The following is a 20,360-nucleotide window of genomic DNA, read 5'->3' on the forward strand; positions in this document are numbered from 1 at the left end:
CACCAGACACCCGCCGTGACTGTCGCGCCGAGGGCAGCAGAGCAAAGGATGGAGACGGGCCAGGGGTGAGGGGTGTGGTCCATGACGCTCAGTGACCGGATGGGGGTCGGTGACGGTGTCGTCGGATACGGGGTTTGCGCTGGCGGATCGGCCACGGGCCGGGTGACGGGGGTCACCCGCAGGGTGGAATCGTCGGCCAGGCGGGGTCGTTACACCTGGCATCGGCGTGATCCCGTCCCCCGGCCGGCCTGGCCCGGACGCGGGTGCGCCCAGTGCGGATGTGCCCAGCGCGGCAGCGCTGCGCCAGCCAGCGAGCCGGCCGGGCGAGCGGGCGCGGAATGCCTGCCCCACCGGCTCGGTTACACATCCCCGGCCGGCACCCCGCGAACCGCCGGTCCGAGCTACCTCTTCACCTGCCCTACGGCGCGACCACGCCCGTCCCGCACCCCCTGCGGACGTGTCCGGGCGTGGACCCCCGAGATGCAGAGGAGCACCCCCATCATGCGTACCGACATCCTGCGTAAGACCGTGCTGACCGCTGCCGGCCTGGCCGTCACCGCCGGTGGCATCGCCGGCCCCGCGCTGGCCGCGCACGCCGCCGAGACCAACCGGCCCGCCGCCGTGGTGCAGACCGACCGCCGGCCCGCCGGCGAGCGGGAGCTGAAGGTCGACTACGCGGCCCAGCCGAACTTCTACTACTGCGGCCCCGCCGCCGCCCGTAACGCGCTGAGCGTCCAGGGTAAGAAGATCGACGTGGACGCCATGGCCAAGGAGATGGGCACCACCGAGAGCGGCACGGACAGCATCAACGACATCACCCCGATCCTGAACAAGGAGACTGGCCGCAAGGACGCCTACCGGAGCACCGAGATCCCGGCGGGCAAGGTCGACGGCAAGCGCGTCGAGCAGCTGCGCGCCGACATCGTCCGGGCGGTGGACGACGGCCGCGCCGTGGTCGCCAACATCGCCGGCACCGCCACCGACACCGACGGCAACACCCACTCCTTCGAGGGCGGGCACTACATCAGCGTCGTCGGTTACCGCGACGGTGGGCGGGTCGTGACGATCGCCGACTCGGCCAACCCGGACACCGCCGCCTACCGGATCGACGTCGACGAGCTGGCCCACTGGATCGCCAGCCGCGGCTACGCCTCCTGACCCGTCCCACCCGGCATGGGCGAAGGGCCGACCCCTCGGGGTCGGCCCTTCGCCGTGCGGCGCCGCGCAGCACGGTCACGAGACGGCACGGCCGGCAGGCAGCGCCGCCGGAGGGTGGCCGGGACGCCGCCGGTGGTCTCAGCCGCCCGAGTCGTCCAGCTCGGCGCCCTCGGGGACGGTGTCGTCGTCCCGGCTGGCCAGCCAGCCCTCGGGCAGGAAGACCTTGCCGGGGGAGTTCGTCCGGCCGCGCGGCTGGCCGAGGGCGGCCACCGGGAAGGGCTCGGCCGCGTCGAGCTTGCCCAGCAGGTCGTCCAGCTGGGCCAGGCTCTCGATCATGGCGAGCTCCCGGCGCAACCCGCTACCCACCGGGAAGCCCTTGAGATACCAGGCGACGTGCTTGCGGAAGTCGGTGCAGCCGTCCCGCTCGCCCCGGGCCGGGGTACGCGAACCGGCGGTGAACTGGTCCACCAGCAGTTCGGCGTGCCGTCGCATGGTCACCGCGACCTCGCCGAGGGTCGGCAGCCGACGCTCCGGCCGGCCGTCGAACGCCGCCTCCAGGTCGGCGAAGAGCCACGGCCGCCCCAGGCAGCCCCGGCCCACCACCACCCCGTCCACCCCGGTGTGGGCCACCATCCGCAGCGCGTCGTCGGCCTCCCAGATGTCGCCGTTGCCGAGCACCGGCACGTCGAGCGCCTGCTTGAGGGTGGCGATGGCGTCCCAGTCGGCGGTGCCGGAGTACCGCTGCGCGGCGGTACGCCCGTGCAGGGCGACCGCCGCGACCCCGGCGTCCTGGGCGGCCAGCCCCGCCTCGACGTACGTCAGGTGGTCGTCGTCGATGCCCTTGCGCATCTTGACCGTGACCGGCACCCCGGCGGGTGACGCGGCGTCCACCGCGGCCCGGACCAGCCGGGCGAAGAGCCGGCGACGCCAGGGCAGGGCCGACCCGCCGCCCCGCCGGGTCACCTTCGGCACCGGGCAGCCGAAGTTCAGGTCGATGTGGTCGGCCAGGTCCCGCTCCACCACGATCCGCACCGCCGCCGCGGTGACCTCCGGATCGGTACCGTAGAGCTGGAGACTGCGCGGCTGCTCGTCGGCACCAAAGGCGATCATGCGCAGGGTCTTCGGGTTCCGCTGGACCAGCGCGATCGTGGTGATCATCTCGCAGACGTAGATGCCACCGCCCTGCTCCCGGCAGAGCTGCCGGAAACCGACGTTGGTGATGCCGGCCATCGGCGCGAGCACCACCGGCGGCCACACCTGGTGGGGGCCGATGGCGAGCGGGCGCGGGACCGCAGCGGGACTGGTCACGTACCCCAGAATCCCATGCCATCGGCGGACCGCCCACCCGCGGTGGCCGGTCCACCGACGCGACGGTGGGCGAAGCCACACCGCGACGGCGGCCGCCGGTCAGTAGCCCCGGCCCGGACGCGACAGGATCAGGGCCGAGACGTCCACGATCACCGCGGTCGCGGCCCGGACGTGGACGGCGAACGCGAACGGGTCGCCGTCGTGGACGCCCAGCGGCACCTCCACCAGGTTGGACAGGACCTGGTTCGGCCCCCACCAGTTCAGCGAGGAGGTCTCCGGCCTGGTCACCCCCGCCTGGAAGGCGGTGAGCACTCCCCCGGCGACCGTGTCCGCAACGGTGACGTTGAGGAAGGCACCGACCGCCACCCCGTCCGGCACCGACGGGACGCGGCCGAGGGTCAGGTGCAGGGTGCGGCCCGCCTGCAACCTGCCCGACACCACCCCGTCGGCACCGGCGAGGACGTTGGCGGAATAGCTGGCCAGTGCCCGGGTGTCCAGCAGACGCACCGGGGGGACCGCCACCGTCCGGTTGGCCCAGCGCGACGTGTGGACGTACGCCCGCCGGCCGTCCCGGCCACCGAGGACCAGATCGCCGACGGGGGTCACGGCGAGGGAACCGGTCGGCAACTCCACCGGGACGGCGCTCTCCGGCGTGGGGAACAGCCGCAGCATCGGGCCGGTGCCCCGCAGCGCCAGCGTCGGGGCCGTCGCCGAGCCACCGACCAGCACCGTCTCGGCCGTACCCGCGTCGTTGGTTTGCCCGCCGACCACCGGAGCGCCGGGCGCGGCGGCCTGTCTGATCGCCCGGGCCCGCGCCCGGCGGCCGGCGGAGCCGGCGGTGGTGCGGGCCGGCCCCGGACGGGCGCCGACGGCGGACTCCGGGTGGTGGACCAGCAGGCCGGTCAGGTCGAGGACCACCGCCGCCGCGCTCTTCTGGAGGTGGATGCCGACCACGTCCGGGTAGTGGTCGCCGCCGGCCGTCTCGTAGTCGCCGAGCTGGGTGATCACCCCGTTGGACAGCAGCTGGCCGGCGGTCCACCAGTTGACGGTGGACGCGACGGGCAGGCCGCCGGTGCCCCACACCGTGGCGAAGCCACCCCGCGTGGTGTCCGCCACGGTGAGGTTCCCCAGCATCCCGTCGCCGTACTCGACGAGATCGCGCAGGTGCACGACCAGCAGCGTCTCGGCCAGCACCCGGCCCCGGGCGTCGATCCGGGCGGCGCCCTCCAGCAGCCGGGACCGACCGGCGGCGCTGCGGGTGTCGAGGATCCGGGTCGGCGGTACCGGCACCAGCATGGTCGCGTTCGCCGTGCTGTACGCGGTGTGCCCGCCGGAGCTGCCGTCGCCGACGTACAGCCCGCCCGGGTCGACGCCGACGACGCCCACGTCCAGCATGCCGGGCCGGCGACCGGCCTCCTGGGTCAGCTCCAGGGTCGCCCCGGTCGGGTTCCGCAGCGCCAGCGTGGCGGCGCCGTCCGGGGCGGCACTGGTCAGCGTGGTGACGCCGGGGCTGTTCGGCACGCCGATGACGACCGGCTCACCGGGGGCGGCCGCCACCCGGGCCGGCTCCACCGGGGGCGCGGCGGCGGCAGCGGCGGTGCCCGCGGGGACCTGGCCCGGGTGGCCGACCAGCAGACCGGTCAGGTCGACGATCACGTGGGTCGGTGCGGAGACCTGCACCGTCAGCACGCTGCGGTACCCGCCGACGGTGCCCAGCTCGGCGAAGAGGAAGTTGGACAGGATCTGACCGGCGGTCGACCAGTTCACCGTCGACGCGGTCGGCCTGGCACCGCTGCCCCACGCGGTCAGGAAGCCCGGGCCGGTCATCCCGACCACCGTCACGTTGCCCTTGACGGCCCGGCCGTCCCGGACCAGGTGGTCCAGGCTCAGCACGATCGGGTTGCCGGGGGTCAGCCGGCCGGCCGGGTCGAGCGTCGAGGCCCCCGAGACGATGGTGCGACGCAGGTCCGGATCCCGGCTGTCCAGCACCCGGGTCGGCCGCACCGGGACCGAGGTGGTCGCCCACTCGCTCGTCCACAGCCAACTGTCGACCTCCCCGCCGGGCGGACCGGCCCGCACGAACAGGTCCCCCGCCGGGTCCACCGCGACGGTGCCGGCCACCGCATCCTGCACCTGCGGGTAGACCTGCTCGCCGGGCACCAGCCGCAAAGGCGCACCGGCGGTGTTCCGCAGGGTCAGCCCGGCGTAGCCGACGTCGAGCGTGGTGGTCGCCGGGCCGGAGTCGTTCGTCGTACCCATGGTGAGGTGGTCGCCCGGGGCGGCCCGGGCGGTGCCGGCCAGGCCGACGGTGGCGGCGACGCCGGTGCCCGCGCTGGCGACGGCGACCGTCACGGCCCGGCGCAGCAGCCGGCGACGGTCCGGGGAGTGATCGTGGTCAGGTCGCGCCGCACCCGTCATGCCCACCCCCGGTAGAGATCCAGCACCGGGAATGCTGGCACGGCCCACCCACCGGCTCAAGGACCGGACGGCCAGAGATCGACGGAACGCGCGCCGGCCCCGCTCCGTGGACGGGGCCGGCACGACGGCGACCGGGGTCAGCAGCCGGGCAGCCGCTCGATCAGGTAGCGCTCGACCTGGTCCAGGGCCACCCGCTCCTGGGCCATGGTGTCCCGGTTCCGCACGGTCACCGCGTCGTCGTCGAGGGTGTCGAAGTCGACGGTGACGCAGAACGGGGTGCCGATCTCGTCCTGCCGGCGGTAGCGGCGACCGATCGCCTGCGAGTCGTCGAACTCCACCACCCAGCGCTTGCGGAGCTGGGCGGCCAGCCCCTTGGCCTTCGGCGAGAGCGCCTCGTTGCGGGACAACGGCAGCACCGCCACCTTGACCGGGGCCAGCCGGGGGTCGAACCGCATCACGGTGCGCTTGTCGACGCCGCCCTTGGTGTTCGGGGCCTCGTCCTCGTCGTACGCCTCCAGCAGGAAGGCCAGCACCGCGCGGGTCAGGCCGGCGGCCGGCTCGATGACGTACGGCACCCAGCGCTCGTTGCGGGTCTGGTCGAAGTACGACAGGTCCACGCCGGAGTGCTTGCTGTGCGTGGACAGGTCGAAGTCGGTGCGGTTGGCCACCCCCTCCAGCTCGGCGAACTCGGTGCCGCCGAACCGGAACCGGTACTCGATGTCGACGGTGCGCTTCGAGTAGTGCGAGAGCTTCTCCTTGGGGTGCTCGTAGAAGCGCAGGTTCTCCTCCGACAGCCCCAGGTCGAGGTACCAGTTCCAGCGCTCCTGCAACCAGTACTCGTGCCACTGCTCGTCGGAGCCGGGCTCGACGAAGAACTCCATCTCCATCTGCTCGAACTCGCGGGTGCGGAAGATGAAGTTGCCCGGGGTGATCTCGTTGCGGAACGACTTGCCGGTCTGCGCGATGCCGAACGGCGGCTTCTTGCGGGCCGCGGTCGCCACGTTGTTGTAGTTGACGAAGATGCCCTGGGCGGTCTCCGGGCGCAGGTAGTGCAGGCCCTCGTCGCTCTCCACCGGGCCGAGGTAGGTCTTCATCAGGCCGTTGAACATCTTCGGCTCGGTGAAGGTGCCCTTGTTGCCGCAGTTGGGGCAGTTCAGCTCCTGCAACGAGGTCAGCGGCTTGCCGTGCTTCTCGGCGTACGCCTCCTCCAGGTGGTCGGCGCGGAACCGCTTGTGGCAGGACTGGCACTCGGTGAGCGGGTCGACGAACTCGGCGAGGTGGCCGCTGGCCTCCCAGACCCGGCGGGCCAGGATGACGGCCGAGTCGAGGCCGACCACGTCGTCGCGCTGCTGGACCATGGCCTTCCACCACTGCCGACGGACGTTCTCCTTCAGCTCCACGCCGAGCGGGCCGTAGTCCCACGCCGACCGGGTGCCCCCGTAGATCTCGCTGGAGGGGAAGACGAAGCCTCGGCGCTTGGCGAGGCTGACGACGGCGTCGATACGGTCGGCTGGCATGTTTCCTCCTACGCCGGCTGGCGGTCGGCGTGGCTTCGAGGTGGGTGGGACCGGACGGTCCGGGACAACGGTACGACCAGCAGCGCCCCGGACCCAGCAGAATACCGGTGCCGGCTCAGCTCACCCCGCAGACCTCCATGCCGCCGGTCTGCTGGTCGGCGGCGAGGGTGACCTGCTGGGTGCCCCGCCCGCCGCCGCTGAAGGTGACGTCGACGGGCACGGTCAGGGTCTGCGGGTCGACGTCGCCGACCCGGTAACTGGCGACCGCCGGCTCCTCGGCGACCCGGCGGGTGAACTCGCCCCGGGACTCCCGCCGCCGGGCGTCGTCGCAGAGCTTCTCGTACGCCCTGCCGTACTGCTTGTCGACCAGTGCCCGGTAGTAGTCGTCGGTGACCGCCTGGCCCTGTTCCTCGATCGCCTGCACGTTGCTGACCACCAGCCCGACGGCCGCCGCGCCACCGCCGCCGCAGCAGATCACCAGGGCCAGCGCCCCGACGCCGAGCCCCAGCCAGAGCCGCTTGCGGCCACCCTCGGTGGGCGGGGCGGCGAACGGCGGTGCCACTCCCGGGCCGGGGGGCGGAGCGGGCACCCCCGGGTCACCGGTCGGGGTGGGCATCCCGGTGGCCCCGGGCGGGTCGAACGCCCCCGCGGCCCCCGGCGGGGCGGGCACGCCCGGGGCGGCCGGCGGCGGGCTGCCGTCCGGGCCGGGTGTCGCGGGGTGCGGCGGTGGGGCTGCCGGGCCGGGAGCGGTCATAGGAGCAGGGTAGTGCCCCCGGGCTCAACGCTGCGGACGCGCGGCCCGATCAGCCTCAACGCTGCGGCCGCGCGGCCCGATCAGCCTCAGCGGTGCGGGCGCGCGGCCCGGTCGCTGTCCACGACCACCACCTCGCCCTCGGGGGCGGCGCCGGCCAGCGTCTCGTACGCCGAGGGCTCGTCGAGCGACTCGGCGAGCAGCGGCACGGCGGTGATCTTGACGTCGAAGCCGCCCAGCGCCCGGCGGTAGGTCCCGACCGACTCCCATTCGGTGAGCAGGCACCAGTGCCGGGGGTCGTCGAGGGCGCGCAGCAGCTCGCCGCGCCGGTAGCCGGGGCGGGCGGCGAGCGCGGCCAGGGCGGCGTGCGCCCGGACGGTGAAGTCGTCCGCCGCCTCGACGGCGACCACGAACCGGTTGGTGACCAGCACCGGGTTCCTCCTCGTAGAGTCTGTGGGATGCAGCCTACGCAGCGCCCCCTGTTGGCCCGGTTGGCCCGGGTGAACCCGACGTCGGTGTTCCTCGCCGCCCTGGCGCTGGTGCTGGTGGCGCTCTTCGCGCCCGGCCCGGTCGGCGGTCTGCTGCTGTTGGCGCTGGCCGCCGGGCTGGTCTACCTGCTGGCCGTCACCTGGCCGGTGCAGGCGCCGCAGACCCGCGTGCTCCGCTTGGTGATGGTGACGCTGCTGGTCACGGTGGCCCTGGTCAAGATCTTCTGACATGCACGCATGCGTTTTTGACAATCATTCTCGTTTTCACGGACAGTTGCCGACATGACCGCCCGTACCCTCCCCCGCGCCCTGACCGCCGCCGCCACCGCCCTGCTCGTCCTGGCCGGCGGCACCGCCTGCTCGACCTCGCAGGCCGGAGCCGACCCGGACCGGGTGGACGTGGTCGCCGCCTTCTACCCCCTCCAGTACGTCGCCGAGCGGGTCGGCGGCGGCGCGGTCACCGTCACCAACCTGGCCAAGCCCGGCGCCGAACCGCACGACCTGGAGCTCAACCCCCGGCAGGTCGGCCAGGTCAGCGACGCCGAGCTGGTCTTCTACCTCAAGGGCTTCCAGCCGGCGGTGGACGAGGCCGTCGCGCAGAACGCCGCCGACCGGTCCCTCGACGTGACCACCGTCGTGTCGCTGCGCGACGCGGCGGCCGGCGGACACGACCACGAAGGTGAGGACGGTCACGCCGAGGAGGAGGACGGCGGCAAGGACCCGCACCTCTGGCTGGACCCGACCCGGCTGGCCACCGTCGCCGACAAGCTCGCCGAACGGCTCGGCGCCGTCGACCCGGACCGGGCCGCCGACTACACCACCCGGGCCCGGACACTGCGCGGCGAGCTGGACAAGCTCGACGCCGAGTACACCGCCGGCCTGGCAACCTGCCAGCGCCGGGAGATCGTGGTCAGCCACGCCGCCTTCGGCTACCTCGCCGAGCGTTACCGGCTGGAGCAGATCGGCCTCACCGGGCTCACCCCGGACACCGAGCCCGCCCCGCAGCGGCTGGCCGAGGTCGCCCGCGAGGCCCGCGAGCACAAGGCCACCACGATCTTCTTCGAGACGCTGGTCAGCCCGAAGGTCGCCGAGACCATCGCCGCCGAGGTCGGCGCGAAGACCGCGGTGCTCGACCCGATCGAAGGGCTCTCCACTGACGGGGGTGGGGACTACCTTTCGGTGATGCGCGCGAATCTGACCACGCTCCGTACCGCCCTGGGGTGCTCGTGACCACACCCGTGATCCAGGTCGGGCACGCCTCGGTCGGCTACGACGGCCGACCGGTGCTGCGGGACGTCTCGTTGACGGTCACCGCCGGCGAGGTGGTGGCGGTGCTGGGGGCCAACGGCTCCGGCAAGTCCACCCTGATCCGCGCCGTGCTCGGGCTGGTCCCGCTCGGCACCGGCACGGTCACGCTGTTCGGCGTCCCGCAGCGCCGGTTCCGGCAGTGGCACCGGATCGGGTACGTCCCGCAGCGGCTCGGCGCCGGCAGCGGCGTGCCGGCCACCGTCCGGGAGGTGGTCGCCTCCGGGCGGCTGGCCCGCCGGGGGGTGCTGCGCCCACCCGGCCGCGCCGACCGGGCCGCGGTCGCCGCGGCGCTGCACGCGGTCGGGCTCGCCGACCGGGCCGGTGACCCGGTGGCCACCCTCTCCGGCGGCCAGCAGCAGCGCACCCTGATCGCCCGCGCCCTGGCCGGCGAGCCGGAGCTGCTGGTGCTCGACGAGCCGACCGCCGGGGTCGACGCGGCCAGCCAGGAGGCGTTCGCCGGGGCGCTGCACGACTTCCTCGGCACCGGGGGCACTGTGCTGCTGGTCGCCCACGAGCTGGGGCCGCTGCGTCCGCTGATCAGCCGGGCCGTGGTGGTGCACCAGGGCGGCGTCTGCCACGACGGCGCGGTGCCGGAACCGGCCGGGCACCACGCCGAGCCCGACCACGACCACGTGCACCCGCACGGTCCCGAGGAGCCCGCCGGGCTGTGGAGCAGCTGAACGATGGACCTCTTCCAGTACGACTTCATGCAGCGGGCGCTGCTCGGCGCGCTGGTGATCGGGCTGACCGCCCCGGCGCTCGGCATCTACCTGGTGCAGCGGCGGCTGGCCCTGATCGGTGACGGCATCGGTCACGTCGCGCTCACCGGCGTCGGCGCGGGCCTGCTGCTCAACCGCTCGCCGGTGCTGGTGGCGGTGGTCGCGGCGATCCTCGGCGCGGTCACCATCGAGCTGGTCCGGGCCCGCGGGCGCACCTCCGGCGACCTGGCGCTGGCGCTGCTGTTCTACGGCGGCATCGCCGGTGGCGTGATGCTGGTCGGCCTCTCCGACGCCAGCAGCGCCAACCTCAACGCCTACCTGTTCGGGTCGCTCACCACCACCTCCCCCGCCGACCTGACCACCATCGCGGTGCTCGGCGCGACCATCGCGGTGCTGATGCTGGCGCTGCGCCCGGCGCTCTTCGCGGTCTGCCACGACGAGGAGTACGCCCGGGTGGCCGGGCTGCCCGTCCGGGCGCTGAACCTGTTGCTGGCAGTCGCCACCGCGGTCACCGTCACCATCGCCATGCGCGCCGTCGGCGTGCTGCTGATCAGCGCCCTGATGGTGGTCCCGGTGGCCACCGCGCAGCAGGTCACCCGGGGCTTCCGCAGCACCATGACGGCGGCCATGGCGCTCGGCCTGTTCGCCGCCGGGGCGGGGATCTGGGTGGCGGCCACCGCCGACACCGCCCCCGGCGCCTCGGTGGTGCTGCTGGCGATCGCGTCCTTCCTGGTGGTGGCGTTGGCCGCCGCCGCCTGGCGGGTGCTGCGCCGCCGGTCCGCCCCGGTGGTGGCCGGCACGCCGGAGCCGCACGAGGTGGTGCTCCGGTGACGCCGACCGGTGTGCCGTCACCGGTATTGGTTACCGTTACGGGGTGACCGGCACCCACGGCTACGACGCCTTCGAGGGCGCGGGCGAGCTGCTCCGGGCGCTGTCCGCCCCGATCCGACTGGCGATCGTCAGCGAGCTGGCCCAGGGTGAGCGGTGCGTGCACGAGCTGGTCGAGCAGCTCGGCGCACCGCAGCCGCTGGTCTCCCAGCACCTGCGGGTGCTGCGCGGCGCCGGAGTGGTGCGAGGCTCCCGACGCGGCCGGGAGATCGCCTACGCCCTGGTCGACGAGCACGTCGCGCACATCGTGGCGGACGCGGTCAGTCACGCCGGGGAGGGGGCGTCACCTTCCGGCGAGCCGGCGGCCGGCCGGGCGGGGGGTGCCGGACGGCCCGCCTCGTGGCACGCTGTCGGCCGTGAAGATCTACGCTGACCGTTTTCCGGTCGCCCTCCGTCAGTTCCTCACCGACCTGCTCGTCGTCGTCTGGGTCTACGCGGCGGTCCGCTTCGCGCTGTGGCTGTACGACCTGGTGGAGAAGCTCGCCGTACCGGGGCGGAAGCTGGAGGGGGCCGGCGGTGGACTCGCCGACAACCTGGCCGACGCCGGCGGCAAGGTGGGCCGGGTGCCGCTGGTCGGCGACGAGTTGACCGGGCCGTTCACCAAGGCCGCCGACGCCGCCCGGGCGATGGCCGAGGCGGGGCGGGACCAGCAGGAGCTGGTCGGCCAGCTCGCCCTGGCGCTGAGTGTCGCGGTGCTGGTCTTCCCGCTCGGGCTGGTGCTGTTCGGCTGGCTGCCGCTGCGGCTGCGCTGGATGCGCCGGGCCGCCTCGGCGAAGGCGCTCGCCGCCGGCCCGGCCGGCCGGGACCTGCTGGCGCTGCGCGCGCTGACCAGCCAGCCGCTGCGCCGGCTGACCAGGATCGATCCGGACGTGGCCCAGGCGTGGCGGCGCGGCGACGACGCCACCGTCGACGCGCTCGCCGCCCTGGAGCTGCGTCGACTCGGCCTGCGCGGCGGCCGTTAGGCACCGTCACCTGTTGTGTCCCCCCGGCCCGCAGGCTTAGATGATGGTAAATGTCTGCAGGCCGTCGGCGTGCGTCGGCACGGACGGCCCGGAGAGGGAGCGTCCCCATGCCCGTGTCCCGCAGTCGGTCGATCCTCGCGGCGGGAGCCGCCGGGGTGGTGGCGGTGCTGGCCGCCACCCTCATCGGCCTGCCCCCGGCCAGCGCCGCCACCGGTGACGGCTCCCCCACCGACGCGAACATCGCCTTCGTCGGTCGCTGGGACCGCAGCAACAGCACCGCGTACGTGCCGAACTGGGCCGGCGCCTACCTCAAGACCGGGTTCACCGGCACCACCGTCAAACTGCGGCAACGCCGCACCATCGACCTCTACTACAGCATCGACGGGGCCGACTTCCGGTACCTGACCAACGTCAGCGGCACGGTGAACCTGACCCCCACCCCGCTGCGCGCCGGCAACCACACGCTGGTGGTGTCGTACCGGGTGGTCGCCGGCTCGTACACCGGGGACGCGGTGTTCCAGGGGCTCACCCTCGACTCGGGGGCGCGTACCCTGCCGGCGGCGGTCCGGCCCCGGCTGATCGAGTTCGTCGGCGACTCCATCACCCTCGGCACCACCTCGTCACGGACGGCGCTGACCGCGTACGGCTGGCTGACCGGCGAGCAGCTCGGGACCGAGCACACCCAACTCGGCTACGGCGGGGGCTGCCTGGTCGCCACCGCCGACGGCTGCGTCAGCGTGGCCAGCCAGTTCCTCCGCACCGGGTACGCGGCGAACAGCCCCGCCTGGGACTTCAGCCGCTACCAGGCGGACGCCGTGGTGATCAACCTGGGCACCAACGACCGCAGCCACGGGGTGAGCGGCGCGGACTTCCAGAACCAGTACGCCACCTTCATCCGTACCGTGCGGGGCAGGTACCCGCGCGCGGCGATCTTCGCGCTGCGCACCTTCAGCGGCCGGTACGCCGCCGAGACCGCCGCCGCCGTCACGGCGGTCACCGGGAGCGGCGACCGCAACGTGTTCTACGTGGACACCACCGGCTGGCTGCCCGCCGACGGGCTGAGCGACTCGGTGCACCCCAACGACGCCGGCCACCGGGCGATCACGGCCCGCCTCGCCCCGGCCATCGCCGCGCAGCTGTCCACCACCCCGACGCCGACCCCCACCACCGTGCCACCCACCACCACCGCGCCGCCCACCACGCCCCCGGTGACCACCCCGCCGCCCACCACCGCGCCGCCCAGCACCACGCCCCCGGTGACCACCCCGCCGGCCGGCGGCACCGGCTGCGCCGTCGGGTACGCGGTCACCGGGCAGTGGCAGGGTGGCTTCCAGGGCGAGGTGACGATCCGCAACACCGGCGCGGCCCCGGTCGACGGCTGGACGCTCCAGTGGACGTTCACCGACGGCCAGCGGGTCAACCAGGCGTGGAACGCCAGCTACACGCAGAGCGGCGGCACCGTCCGGGCGACCAACGCCGGCTGGAACGGCACGATCGCGGCCGGCGGGTCGGTCAGCTTCGGCTTCCTCGCCGACGTCGCCGGCACCAACAACCGCCCCACCGGGTACGCCCTCAACGGCACCCCCTGCGCGCTCTCCTGACCGCCGCCCGTGGTCCGTCGCCCGGGGGCGACGGACCACGGCACCGGCGGCCACGGTGCGCTCCGGCCGTCCCGGCCGGACCGCGTACCGTCACCGCAGGTAGGCCGCGAGACCGAGCTGCTGGTTGCGCAGCGCGGTGGCCACCACGCCGGCGATCTGCCGGGCGCCCGCCGTCTCGAAGTGGGTGTGGTCGGCGCAGAAGAACGCGCCGACCGCGCCCGAGTTGTAGTCGCCGTTGTTGGGGCAGAGCCGCAGCGTGTTGTAGAGCGTGTAGCTCAGCTTGTGCAGGTCGATGACGGGGACGTTGTTGGCCCGGCCCGCGTCGAACGTCTCGGTGAGGAAGCCCCGGTTGCCGACGGCGGTGCTGCCCGAGCAGGTGATCGCGGCGGCCGGGGTGAGGAAGACCGGGTACGCGCCGCGCTGCTGGGCCGCCCGGGCCATCACCCCGAGCAGCTCCTTGTAGCGGGCCGAGCCGACGTGCCGGTTGCAGGTGGTGCTGCCGTCGTTGATGCCGAACTGGATGAACAGGTAGTCGCCGGCCTTCATCCCGCCGTTGGCGTTCAGCATGGCCTGCCAGCGGGTCGAGTAGGTCTGCGGGCTGACCACGCACTCGCCGGCCGAGTTCATCGTGGTGGTGACGTTCGGGTCGTACAGCCAGGTCTGGATGCTGCGTCCGCCGACCGCACTGTTCACCACCGTCGCGTTGCCGTTGAGGTACTGGCCGAACTGGTTGCCCCAGCCGACCGGGCAGACGCCGCTGGACGACGGGTTGGCGACCGTGGAGTCGCCCGCCAGCCACACGGTGACCTTGGCCTGCGTCGAGGGGGTCGGGGTGGGCGTGGGCGTCCGGGTCGGGGTCGTCGTCGGGGTGGGCGTCGGGGTCAGGGTCGGCGTGGGGGTGGGGGTCGGCGGGGTGGACGGTGGCGGGCAGGGCGTGGCGGTCGGCGTCGCCCCGGTGCAGGAGACCCCGTTGAGTGCGAACGCGGTGGGGACCGGGTTCGCGGTGGTCCACCCGCCGTTGAAGCCGAAGCTGACGCCGGCCCCGGTCGCGATGGCGGCGTTGTACCCGGCGTCCTTCGCGCTGACCGCCGTCCCGTTCTGGGTGACCGTCGCGTTCCACGCCTGGGTGACCTGCTGTCCGCTGGCGAAGGCCCAGGTGAGCGTCCAGCCGGAGACCGGGTCGCCGAGGTTGGTGATGGTGACGTCCGCCCCGAAGCCGCCCTGCCATTCGCTGGTGACCTTGTAGTCGACCCGGCAGCCGGCCGCCGCCGCCCCGGCACCGGCCGCGACCGCCACCCCGCCGGCGAGGACCGCCAGCGTGATCACGCCCAGTCCGGCGACCCGTCGTCGCGCTGCTCTCATGGTCCACTCCTCGTCGCTGGTGCCGGCCCGCCCCCAGCTGGACGGCTGCCGCGCCCGGCAACGAGGGCAGGGCCGGTGACGCACCCGGGACAGGAAGAGATAATAATCGATACTACTCGATGTCGATCCGCGCACCGCGTCCCCTGATCAGCCACGACGGGTGGACCCGACTCAGCCACGACGGGCAGACCCGACGCACCGGGCTGGGTGCCGCCGGGCCGTGGGGCGGTCACGGTCGGCCGCCGGGCACCGGCACCGGCTCGTCTAGGGTGGTGCGGTGCTCTACTTCCTGATCGTCATCGCCGTGCTGCTGCTGGCGTACGCCGCCGTGCTGGTCAGCTTCGTCCGGCGCGGACGCAAGATCCCGCCGCAGGCGTACCTGGTGCTGGCCCTGCTCAACGGGCTCATCCTGGCGGCCGTGCTGGCCTGGGCCGTCGCCCGCTGACGCACCGGCCGGCCCGCCCGGCACGCGTCGGGAATCCACCCGCCACACGTCGGGGGCTCACCCCGGCCACCGTCGGCCCGGGTGAGCCCCCGGCCCACACCATCCACCACCCCACGCGGGGTCAGTCGCCGTTCAGCACCACCGGGTCGTCATCGTCGTCGTCGATGTCGTCCTCGCCCCAGTTACGCCGGACGAACGGCAGGATCACCCAGAACGTCAGGAACCACAGGCCGGTGACCACGGTGAGCACCACGGCGATGCCGGTGTCGAGCACGAAGTCGGCGATCAGCAGGACCGCGCTCACCATGGCGACCAGCATGAAGGCCAGGCCGCCGGTCGCCATCCGGTGCGCGAAGCGGACCAGCTCCGGCTTGCGACCCTGGCGGAACAGCGCCCGGTGGAAGGCGACCGGCGAGATGATCATCGCGGTGGCCGCGGCGGCGGACAGCAACGCGAGAATGTAGACGTCCCGCTGGAACTCGCTCGTCCGGGTGAAACCGTTGCTGAACGGCAGGGTCAACAGGAAGGCGAAGAGGATCTGCACGCCGGTCTGGGCGACCCGCAGCTCCTGGAGCAGATCGGCGAAGTTGCGCTGCCAGCGCTGCTTCTCGGATTCCTTCGACACACGCTACCTCCGGATGAGACGGTACGACCGACGGGAGCACCTCCCGTCGGCAGCAACGCCTGTGCCCGATCCGGCATCGCACGAAACCGATTCACGAACCCCTATCGCCCCCTGCGCCGACGGGACGGCTCAGCCGGCCCCGCGCACCCGGGCCAGGATCGCCTCGGCCAGCGGCCCCGGGGCCCGGTCGGGAATCCAGTGGCTGACCCCGGCCAGCACCACGAACCGGTAGTCCCCCGACACGTGCCGGGCGCAGGCCTGCGCGGCGGTACGCCCGACCGCCACGTCCCGGTCGCTCCACACGTAGCTGGTCGGCACCGACACCGGGCCGACCACCTTCAGGTCCCGCCCCGCCATCGCCCGGTACCAGTTCAGTGCCCCGGTCAGCGCGCCCGGCAGCCGCATCGGCCCGGCGTACCGGGCCACCCGGGCGGAATCCCCGACCCCGGCCAGCAACCGGCGCAGCACCGCCCCCCGCCAGGCCAGCAGCACCCTCTCCGCCAGGCCCGCCCGGCGGAACAACGCCATGTACGCCGAGCGCGCCCGCTGCGCCCGGTCGGCGGTCAGCGCGTACCCGAAGGCCGCCGGATGGGGCACCGAGACCGCGGTGAGGGTACGCACCCGCTCCGGGTGCCGGGCGGCCAGCGCCCAGGCGACGATCGCGCCCCAGTCGTGCCCCACCACGTGCGCGGCGTCGACGCCCAGCGCGTCCAGCACCGCCACCGCGTCGGCGACCAGCTCCGGCAGCCGGTACCCGGCCACCCCGGCGGGCCGGGCGTCGGGCGAGTAGCCCCGCTGGTCCGGGGCGTAGGTGCGCAGCCCGGCGGCGTGCAGGGCGGGCACCACCGCGTCCCACTCCCCGCCGTGCTGGGGGAAGCCGTGCAGCAGCAGCACGGGGTCACCGCCCTCCGGGCCGCCGACCCGTACGTCGAACGTCAGTCCCCGCGCCGGTACCCGCATGACCGGCAGCCTACCCAGCCACCCGCACCAGGGCCGACGCCCGCCGGTGGCCGGCGACCCGGACGCCCGGCTGGCCGGTGACGAATGCCGGGAACCGTGGCCTGCTGGGTCGTCGCCGCAGGTCGGTGCTAGCGTCTGCCGAGACAACTTCACATCCGACAGGGGAGCGCACAGCGCTGAGAGTGCGGGCACCGCCCGCAGACCCTCGAACCTGATCTGGGTAATGCCAGCGCAGGGAGTTCGGTCGACCTCCAGCCGCGCCGCCGTCCGGCAGCAACCGGGCGCGGCGTGCGTCTTCTCCTGGTTCGCTCGCTGGACTGGGAGTACCGACATGCAGCACACCGACAGCAACCGGTGGCGCACCATCGACATCGTGGTCGCCGCCGTGATCGCCGTGGCCTTCGGCGTCATCTTCTGGGCCTGGGGCCTGGTGTGGAAGGCCGCCGACCCGGCGTTCGCCGCCGCACCGGCCAGCCAGGCGGTGATGTACGGCGTCTGGCTGGTCCCCGCGGTCCTCGGCGGCCTGGTGATCCGCAAGCCCGGGGCGGCCCTGTTCTGCGAGGCCGTCGCCGCCACCGTCTCCGCGCTGCTCGGCGCGGAGTGGGGCGGGGTCACCATCGTCCAGGGGCTGATCCAGGGGCTCGGCGCGGAGCTGGCCTTCGCCGCGTTCCGCTACCGGTCGTACCGACTGCCGGTGGCGGTGCTGGCCGGCGCGCTGACCGGGCTGAGTGCCGCCCTGTTCGACTTCTTCGTCTGGAACGCGAAGTACGCCCTGGCCAGTTACCGCCTGCCGTACGCGGCACTGACCGTGGTGAGCGCCGCCGTGGTCGCCGGGCTCGGCGGCTGGTACCTCACCCGCGCGCTGGCCGAGACCGGGGTGCTGGACCGGTTCCCCGCCGGGCGTGACCGCAGCCTGGTCTGACCCTCCCCTGGCGACCATGGAGGTGCCGGCGACGTGGCGAGTGTGAGGCTGGCCGGCTTCGGCTGGCGGCACGCCGGGCGGCGGGCCTGGGCGGTACGCGGGGTGGACCTGCGCGTCGACCACGGCGAACGGGTGCTGCTGCTCGGTCCCTCCGGGGCCGGCAAGAGCACCCTGCTGGCCGCGCTGGCCGGGCTGCTGCCGGCGGACTCCGGCGAGCAGGAGGGCACCGTCGAGGTCGACGGCCTCGATCCGGCCAAGGCCCGCGAGCGGGTCGGCACCGTGTTCCAGGACCCGCAGTCCCAGCTGGTGATGGCCCGCAGCGGCGACGACGTGGCGTTCGGCCTGGAGAACCGGGGGGTGCCCGGCGACGAGATCTGGCCCCGGGTGGACGAGGCGCTGCGCCGGGTCGGCTTCCCGTACCACCGGGACCGGCCCACCGCCGCGCTGTCCGGCGGCGAACAGCAGCGGCTCGCGCTGGCCGGCGTGCTGGCGCTGCGCCCCGGGCTGCTGCTGCTCGACGAGCCCACCGCCAACCTCGACCCGGCCGGCGCGGAGCTGGTCCGCCGGGCGGTGGCCGGCGCGCTGGACGCCGACACCACCCTGGTCCTGGTCGAACACCGGGTCGCCGACGCGCTCGCCCTGGTCGACCGGGTGGTGGTGCTGGCCCCCGGCGGCGGGGTCCGGGCCGACGGGCCACCGGCGGCGGTCTTCGCCGCCCACGGTGCCGCGCTCGCCGCCGACGGCGTCTGGGTGCCCGGCCACCCCACCGTGCCCCGCCGGGCCGCCGGGCCGCCGGGCGCGGAGCTGCTCACCGTCGACCGGCTCGGCCTACCGCCCCGGCTGGCCCCCACCGACCTGGTGGTACGCGCCGGCGAGGCGCTCGCCGTCCGGGGCCCCAACGGGGCCGGCAAGTCCACCCTGGCCCTGCTGCTCGGCGGCCTGCTCCGCCCCGGCACCGGCCGGTCCACCGCCACCGCCGCGCTGGCCGGCGGGGACACCCGCACGCCCCCGCACCGGTGGCGGGCCGCGGCCCTGACCGGCCGGATCGGTTCGGTGTTCCAGGATCCGGAGCACCAGTTCGTCACCGGCACCGTCCGCGACGAGCTGGCCCTCGGCCCGCGCCGGACCGGCCGCCCGGAGACCGCCGTCCGGGCCACCGTCGACGGGTTGCTGGAGCGGCTGCGGCTGACCCGGCTCGCCGGTGCCAACCCGTACACCCTCTCCGGCGGGGAGGCCCGCCGGCTCAGCGTGGCGACCGCCCTGGCCACCGCGCCCCGGCTGCTGATCTGCGACGAACCCACCTTCGGCCAGGACCGCCGGACCTGGGGCGAGCTGGTCGACCTCTTCGCCGACCTGCGCGACGCCGGGCACGGCGTCGTCTGCGTCACCCACGACGTGGACTTCGTGGCCGCGCTCGCCGACCGGACGCTCACCCTGAGCCCCGCCCGGGAGGGTTCGTGATCGGCCTCGGACCCGTCGCGACGCCCGGTGCGCCGCTGGCCCGGCGCAACCCGGTGGCGAAGCTGGCCGCCGGGCTGCTCTTCTCGTTCGTCCTGGTGGCCAGCCTCGACCCGGTGGCACCGGCGGTCGCGATCGCCGTCGAGTTGGCGCTGCTGCCGCTGTTCGGCATCCGCTACCGGGTGCTGGCCCGCCGCGCCCTGCCGCTGCTGGCCGGCGCGGTCGGCGTCCTGGTCACGCTGGTCCTGTTCGCCGCCGACCGGTCCGGCCCGGTGCTGTGGGCGGCCGGGCCGCTGCTGGTCACCTCGGGGGTGCTGGTCACCGCGCTCGGCCTGGTGCTGCGGATGTTCGCGGTGGCCCTACCGGGCGTGATCGTCTTCGCCACCACGGATCCGACCGACCTGGCCGACGCGCTGGTCCAGAACGCGCGGGCACCGGCCCGGTTCGCGATCGGCGCGCTGGCCGCGTTCCGGCTGGTGCCGCTGCTCGGGCAGGAGTGGCAGATGTTGACCATGGCCCGCCGGGCCCGGGGGGTGGACGCCGGCCGCAACCCGCTGGCCCGGCTGAGGCTCTTCGTCTCGACGGCGTTCGCCCTGCTGGTGGGCGCGATCCGGCGCGGCACCCGGCTGGCGGTGGCGATGGACGCCCGGGGCTTCGACGCCGGTGTCCCGCGCACGGTGGCCCGCCGGCAGGTGTTCGGCCCGGCCGACTGGCTGCTGATAGTGGGGGCCGCCGTGCTGGCCGGCGGTGCGCTCGCGGTGAGCGTGACGCTCGGCACCTTCCGCCCCCTGATCGGCTGACCGTCACGACGACGGGCACCCCGGCACACCAGCGGCGTCACGGCGGGAACGGGCACCCCGGCGCACCAGCGGCGTCACGGCGGACCGGACACCGCTGGTGCGCCGGGCGTGCACCGCTCACCCGGCCCGTGGCCCGGTCAGCTGCGCCGGAAGGCGTACCGGCGGTTCTGGCCCTGGACGGTGGTGGAGCCGGCCCGGACCGACCGGGCCGACCGCGCCCGGGACGGCGGCGGCGGGGTCGACCGGGTGCCGGCCTGGGCCGGCGCGACGGCCAGCGGGACCGGATCCGCGGGCGTCACGGTGAGCGCCGCGAGCACCGCCGGATCCACCTCCACCGGGGCGGGTACCGGACGACGGGACTTCTTCGGACTGCGCTTGGTGGGCATACGCTGCCTCCTTCTGGGTGCGGAGGACCACACCGGCCCGCGGACGGCGGGCGGGCGGGCGACGGACGGGGATCGGCCTCGGACGCCGCCCACCCGACACCCTGCAACGGGACGGTGGAAGACGCGGACGCCCGAGCACGCGGACCCGCGGCCACGGCGGCGGGTCGGCTCTCAGAAAGGGCGTCAGATACGCATGCCGTCACGCTAACCGACCCGGCCGGCCGGCGCACCCGCTTTTCCGCCCGACGCCCGGGCACCGAGCCGGCGTGCCGACGCGACCACCC

Annotated in this window: 20 protein-coding genes, 1 pseudogene and 1 riboswitch; of the genes and pseudogenes, 12 read left to right on the forward strand and 9 right to left on the reverse strand. The window is 74.3% G+C overall.

What is annotated here, in order from left to right; all coding sequences use genetic code 11:
* The first annotated feature begins 501 nt into the window (after positions 1-501).
* Entirely contained in the window at positions 502-1,158 is a 657-nt protein-coding gene (locus O7625_RS00190; RefSeq protein ID WP_282343438.1) for a C39 family peptidase, read from the forward strand.
* A gap of 138 nt (positions 1,159-1,296) precedes the next feature.
* Here O7625_RS00190 and dusB read toward each other — a convergent pair whose 3' ends face one another.
* The 5 genes from dusB to O7625_RS00215 all read right to left on the reverse strand — a co-directional run bounded on the left by dusB (position 1,297) and on the right by O7625_RS00215 (position 7,583).
* Entirely contained in the window at positions 1,297-2,466 is a 1,170-nt protein-coding gene (dusB, locus tag O7625_RS00195; protein WP_282343440.1) for a tRNA dihydrouridine synthase DusB, read from the reverse strand.
* Positions 2,467-2,565: 99 nt separating this feature from the next.
* Positions 2,566-4,884, reverse strand: a complete 2,319-nt coding sequence (locus O7625_RS00200) for a hypothetical protein (protein ID WP_282343443.1) — start codon at positions 4,882-4,884, stop codon at positions 2,566-2,568.
* A 137-nt stretch (positions 4,885-5,021) separates the two neighbouring features.
* Positions 5,022-6,401: a glycine--tRNA ligase gene (locus O7625_RS00205; RefSeq protein ID WP_067307889.1), complete on the reverse strand. Its 1,380-nt coding sequence runs from the start codon at positions 6,399-6,401 to the stop codon at positions 5,022-5,024.
* Positions 6,402-6,516: 115 nt separating this feature from the next.
* Positions 6,517-6,990 (reverse strand): hypothetical protein, encoded by a 474-nt coding sequence (locus O7625_RS00210; protein WP_067307963.1) that lies wholly within the window; start codon positions 6,988-6,990, stop codon positions 6,517-6,519.
* Positions 6,991-7,241: 251 nt separating this feature from the next.
* Positions 7,242-7,583, reverse strand: coding sequence for an antibiotic biosynthesis monooxygenase (locus O7625_RS00215; protein ID WP_282343445.1), 342 nt, complete (start codon positions 7,581-7,583; stop codon positions 7,242-7,244).
* A gap of 27 nt (positions 7,584-7,610) precedes the next feature.
* On the opposite strand from O7625_RS00215, the gene O7625_RS00220 reads away from it, so the two are divergent.
* The 7 genes and pseudogenes from O7625_RS00220 (at position 7,611) to O7625_RS00250 (ending at position 13,118) form a co-directional block, all read left to right on the forward strand.
* Positions 7,611-7,868, forward strand: coding sequence for a DUF6703 family protein (locus O7625_RS00220; protein WP_282343447.1), 258 nt, complete (start codon positions 7,611-7,613; stop codon positions 7,866-7,868).
* Positions 7,869-7,922: 54 nt separating this feature from the next.
* On the forward strand, positions 7,923-8,870 hold the full coding sequence (locus O7625_RS00225; protein WP_282343449.1) for a metal ABC transporter substrate-binding protein: 948 nt from the start codon (positions 7,923-7,925) through the stop codon (positions 8,868-8,870).
* Positions 8,867-9,628, forward strand: coding sequence for a metal ABC transporter ATP-binding protein (locus tag O7625_RS00230; protein WP_282343450.1), 762 nt, complete (start codon positions 8,867-8,869; stop codon positions 9,626-9,628). Before O7625_RS00225 ends, O7625_RS00230 begins: the two co-directional genes overlap by 4 nt.
* Positions 9,629-9,631: 3 nt before the next feature.
* Complete coding sequence (locus O7625_RS00235) at positions 9,632-10,498, forward strand: metal ABC transporter permease (RefSeq protein ID WP_067307900.1); 867 nt, start codon at positions 9,632-9,634, stop codon at positions 10,496-10,498.
* A 43-nt stretch (positions 10,499-10,541) separates the two neighbouring features.
* Positions 10,542-10,832, forward strand: a pseudogene (locus O7625_RS00240) (metalloregulator ArsR/SmtB family transcription factor); the annotation flags it as partial.
* A 79-nt stretch (positions 10,833-10,911) separates the two neighbouring features.
* Positions 10,912-11,517, forward strand: a complete 606-nt coding sequence (locus O7625_RS00245) for a hypothetical protein (protein ID WP_067307903.1) — start codon at positions 10,912-10,914, stop codon at positions 11,515-11,517.
* A gap of 107 nt (positions 11,518-11,624) precedes the next feature.
* A complete protein-coding gene (locus O7625_RS00250) occupies positions 11,625-13,118 on the forward strand; it encodes a cellulose binding domain-containing protein (RefSeq protein WP_282343453.1) in 1,494 nt (497 codons plus the stop codon).
* A gap of 90 nt (positions 13,119-13,208) precedes the next feature.
* On the opposite strand, the gene O7625_RS30220 is transcribed toward O7625_RS00250, so the two are convergent.
* On the reverse strand, positions 13,209-14,480 hold the full coding sequence (locus tag O7625_RS30220) for a cellulose binding domain-containing protein (protein ID WP_348773980.1): 1,272 nt from the start codon (positions 14,478-14,480) through the stop codon (positions 13,209-13,211).
* A 277-nt stretch (positions 14,481-14,757) separates the two neighbouring features.
* On the opposite strand from O7625_RS30220, the gene O7625_RS00260 reads away from it, so the two are divergent.
* Positions 14,758-14,925 carry a hypothetical protein gene (locus tag O7625_RS00260; protein ID WP_172898462.1) on the forward strand — a complete coding sequence of 56 codons (168 nt, stop codon included), beginning with the start codon at positions 14,758-14,760 and terminating at the stop codon, positions 14,923-14,925.
* Positions 14,926-15,046: 121 nt separating this feature from the next.
* Here O7625_RS00260 and O7625_RS00265 read toward each other — a convergent pair whose 3' ends face one another.
* Positions 15,047-15,550 (reverse strand): DUF6328 family protein, encoded by a 504-nt coding sequence (locus tag O7625_RS00265; protein WP_282343454.1) that lies wholly within the window; start codon positions 15,548-15,550, stop codon positions 15,047-15,049.
* 129 nt (positions 15,551-15,679) lie between these two features.
* Positions 15,680-16,510, reverse strand: a complete 831-nt coding sequence (locus tag O7625_RS00270) for an alpha/beta fold hydrolase (protein ID WP_282343455.1) — start codon at positions 16,508-16,510, stop codon at positions 15,680-15,682.
* Between the two features lie 150 nt (positions 16,511-16,660).
* Positions 16,661-16,766: riboswitch (TPP riboswitch) on the forward strand.
* A 75-nt stretch (positions 16,767-16,841) separates the two neighbouring features.
* On the opposite strand from O7625_RS00270, the gene O7625_RS00275 reads away from it, so the two are divergent.
* The 3 genes from O7625_RS00275 to O7625_RS00285 are packed head-to-tail and all read left to right on the forward strand — an operon-like array spanning position 16,842 to position 19,690.
* Positions 16,842-17,432, forward strand: coding sequence for an ECF transporter S component (locus O7625_RS00275; RefSeq protein ID WP_282343457.1), 591 nt, complete (start codon positions 16,842-16,844; stop codon positions 17,430-17,432).
* Positions 17,433-17,465: 33 nt separating this feature from the next.
* Entirely contained in the window at positions 17,466-18,893 is a 1,428-nt protein-coding gene (locus tag O7625_RS00280; protein ID WP_282343458.1) for an ABC transporter ATP-binding protein, read from the forward strand.
* Complete coding sequence (locus O7625_RS00285) at positions 18,890-19,690, forward strand: energy-coupling factor transporter transmembrane component T (protein ID WP_282343460.1); 801 nt, start codon at positions 18,890-18,892, stop codon at positions 19,688-19,690. Before O7625_RS00280 ends, O7625_RS00285 begins: the two co-directional genes overlap by 4 nt.
* 137 nt (positions 19,691-19,827) lie before the next feature.
* Here O7625_RS00285 and O7625_RS00290 read toward each other — a convergent pair whose 3' ends face one another.
* Positions 19,828-20,076 (reverse strand): hypothetical protein, encoded by a 249-nt coding sequence (locus O7625_RS00290; protein WP_282343462.1) that lies wholly within the window; start codon positions 20,074-20,076, stop codon positions 19,828-19,830.
* Between the last annotated feature and the right edge of the window lie 284 nt (positions 20,077-20,360).

This window comes from Micromonospora sp. WMMD714 (assembly GCF_029581315.1).
Lineage (GTDB): Bacteria > Actinomycetota > Actinomycetes > Mycobacteriales > Micromonosporaceae > Micromonospora > Micromonospora rifamycinica.

Excerpts from the sequence above, each read along its gene's own strand:
- O7625_RS00190 (WP_282343438.1), top strand. The coding sequence starts at position 502 with ATGCGTACCGACATCCTGCGTAAGACCGTGCTGACCGCTGCCGGCCTG.
- O7625_RS00200 (WP_282343443.1), bottom strand. The coding sequence starts at position 4,884 with ATGACGGGTGCGGCGCGACCTGACCACGATCACTCCCCGGACCGTCGC.
- O7625_RS00205 (WP_067307889.1), bottom strand. The coding sequence starts at position 6,401 with ATGCCAGCCGACCGTATCGACGCCGTCGTCAGCCTCGCCAAGCGCCGA.
- O7625_RS00220 (WP_282343447.1), top strand. The coding sequence starts at position 7,611 with ATGCAGCCTACGCAGCGCCCCCTGTTGGCCCGGTTGGCCCGGGTGAAC.
- O7625_RS00225 (WP_282343449.1), top strand. The coding sequence starts at position 7,923 with ATGACCGCCCGTACCCTCCCCCGCGCCCTGACCGCCGCCGCCACCGCC.
- O7625_RS00235 (WP_067307900.1), top strand. The coding sequence starts at position 9,632 with ATGGACCTCTTCCAGTACGACTTCATGCAGCGGGCGCTGCTCGGCGCG.
- O7625_RS00250 (WP_282343453.1), top strand. The coding sequence starts at position 11,625 with ATGCCCGTGTCCCGCAGTCGGTCGATCCTCGCGGCGGGAGCCGCCGGG.
- O7625_RS30220 (WP_348773980.1), bottom strand. The coding sequence starts at position 14,480 with ATGAGAGCAGCGCGACGACGGGTCGCCGGACTGGGCGTGATCACGCTG.
- O7625_RS00270 (WP_282343455.1), bottom strand. The coding sequence starts at position 16,510 with ATGCGGGTACCGGCGCGGGGACTGACGTTCGACGTACGGGTCGGCGGC.
- O7625_RS00275 (WP_282343457.1), top strand. The coding sequence starts at position 16,842 with ATGCAGCACACCGACAGCAACCGGTGGCGCACCATCGACATCGTGGTC.
- O7625_RS00290 (WP_282343462.1), bottom strand. The coding sequence starts at position 20,076 with ATGCCCACCAAGCGCAGTCCGAAGAAGTCCCGTCGTCCGGTACCCGCC.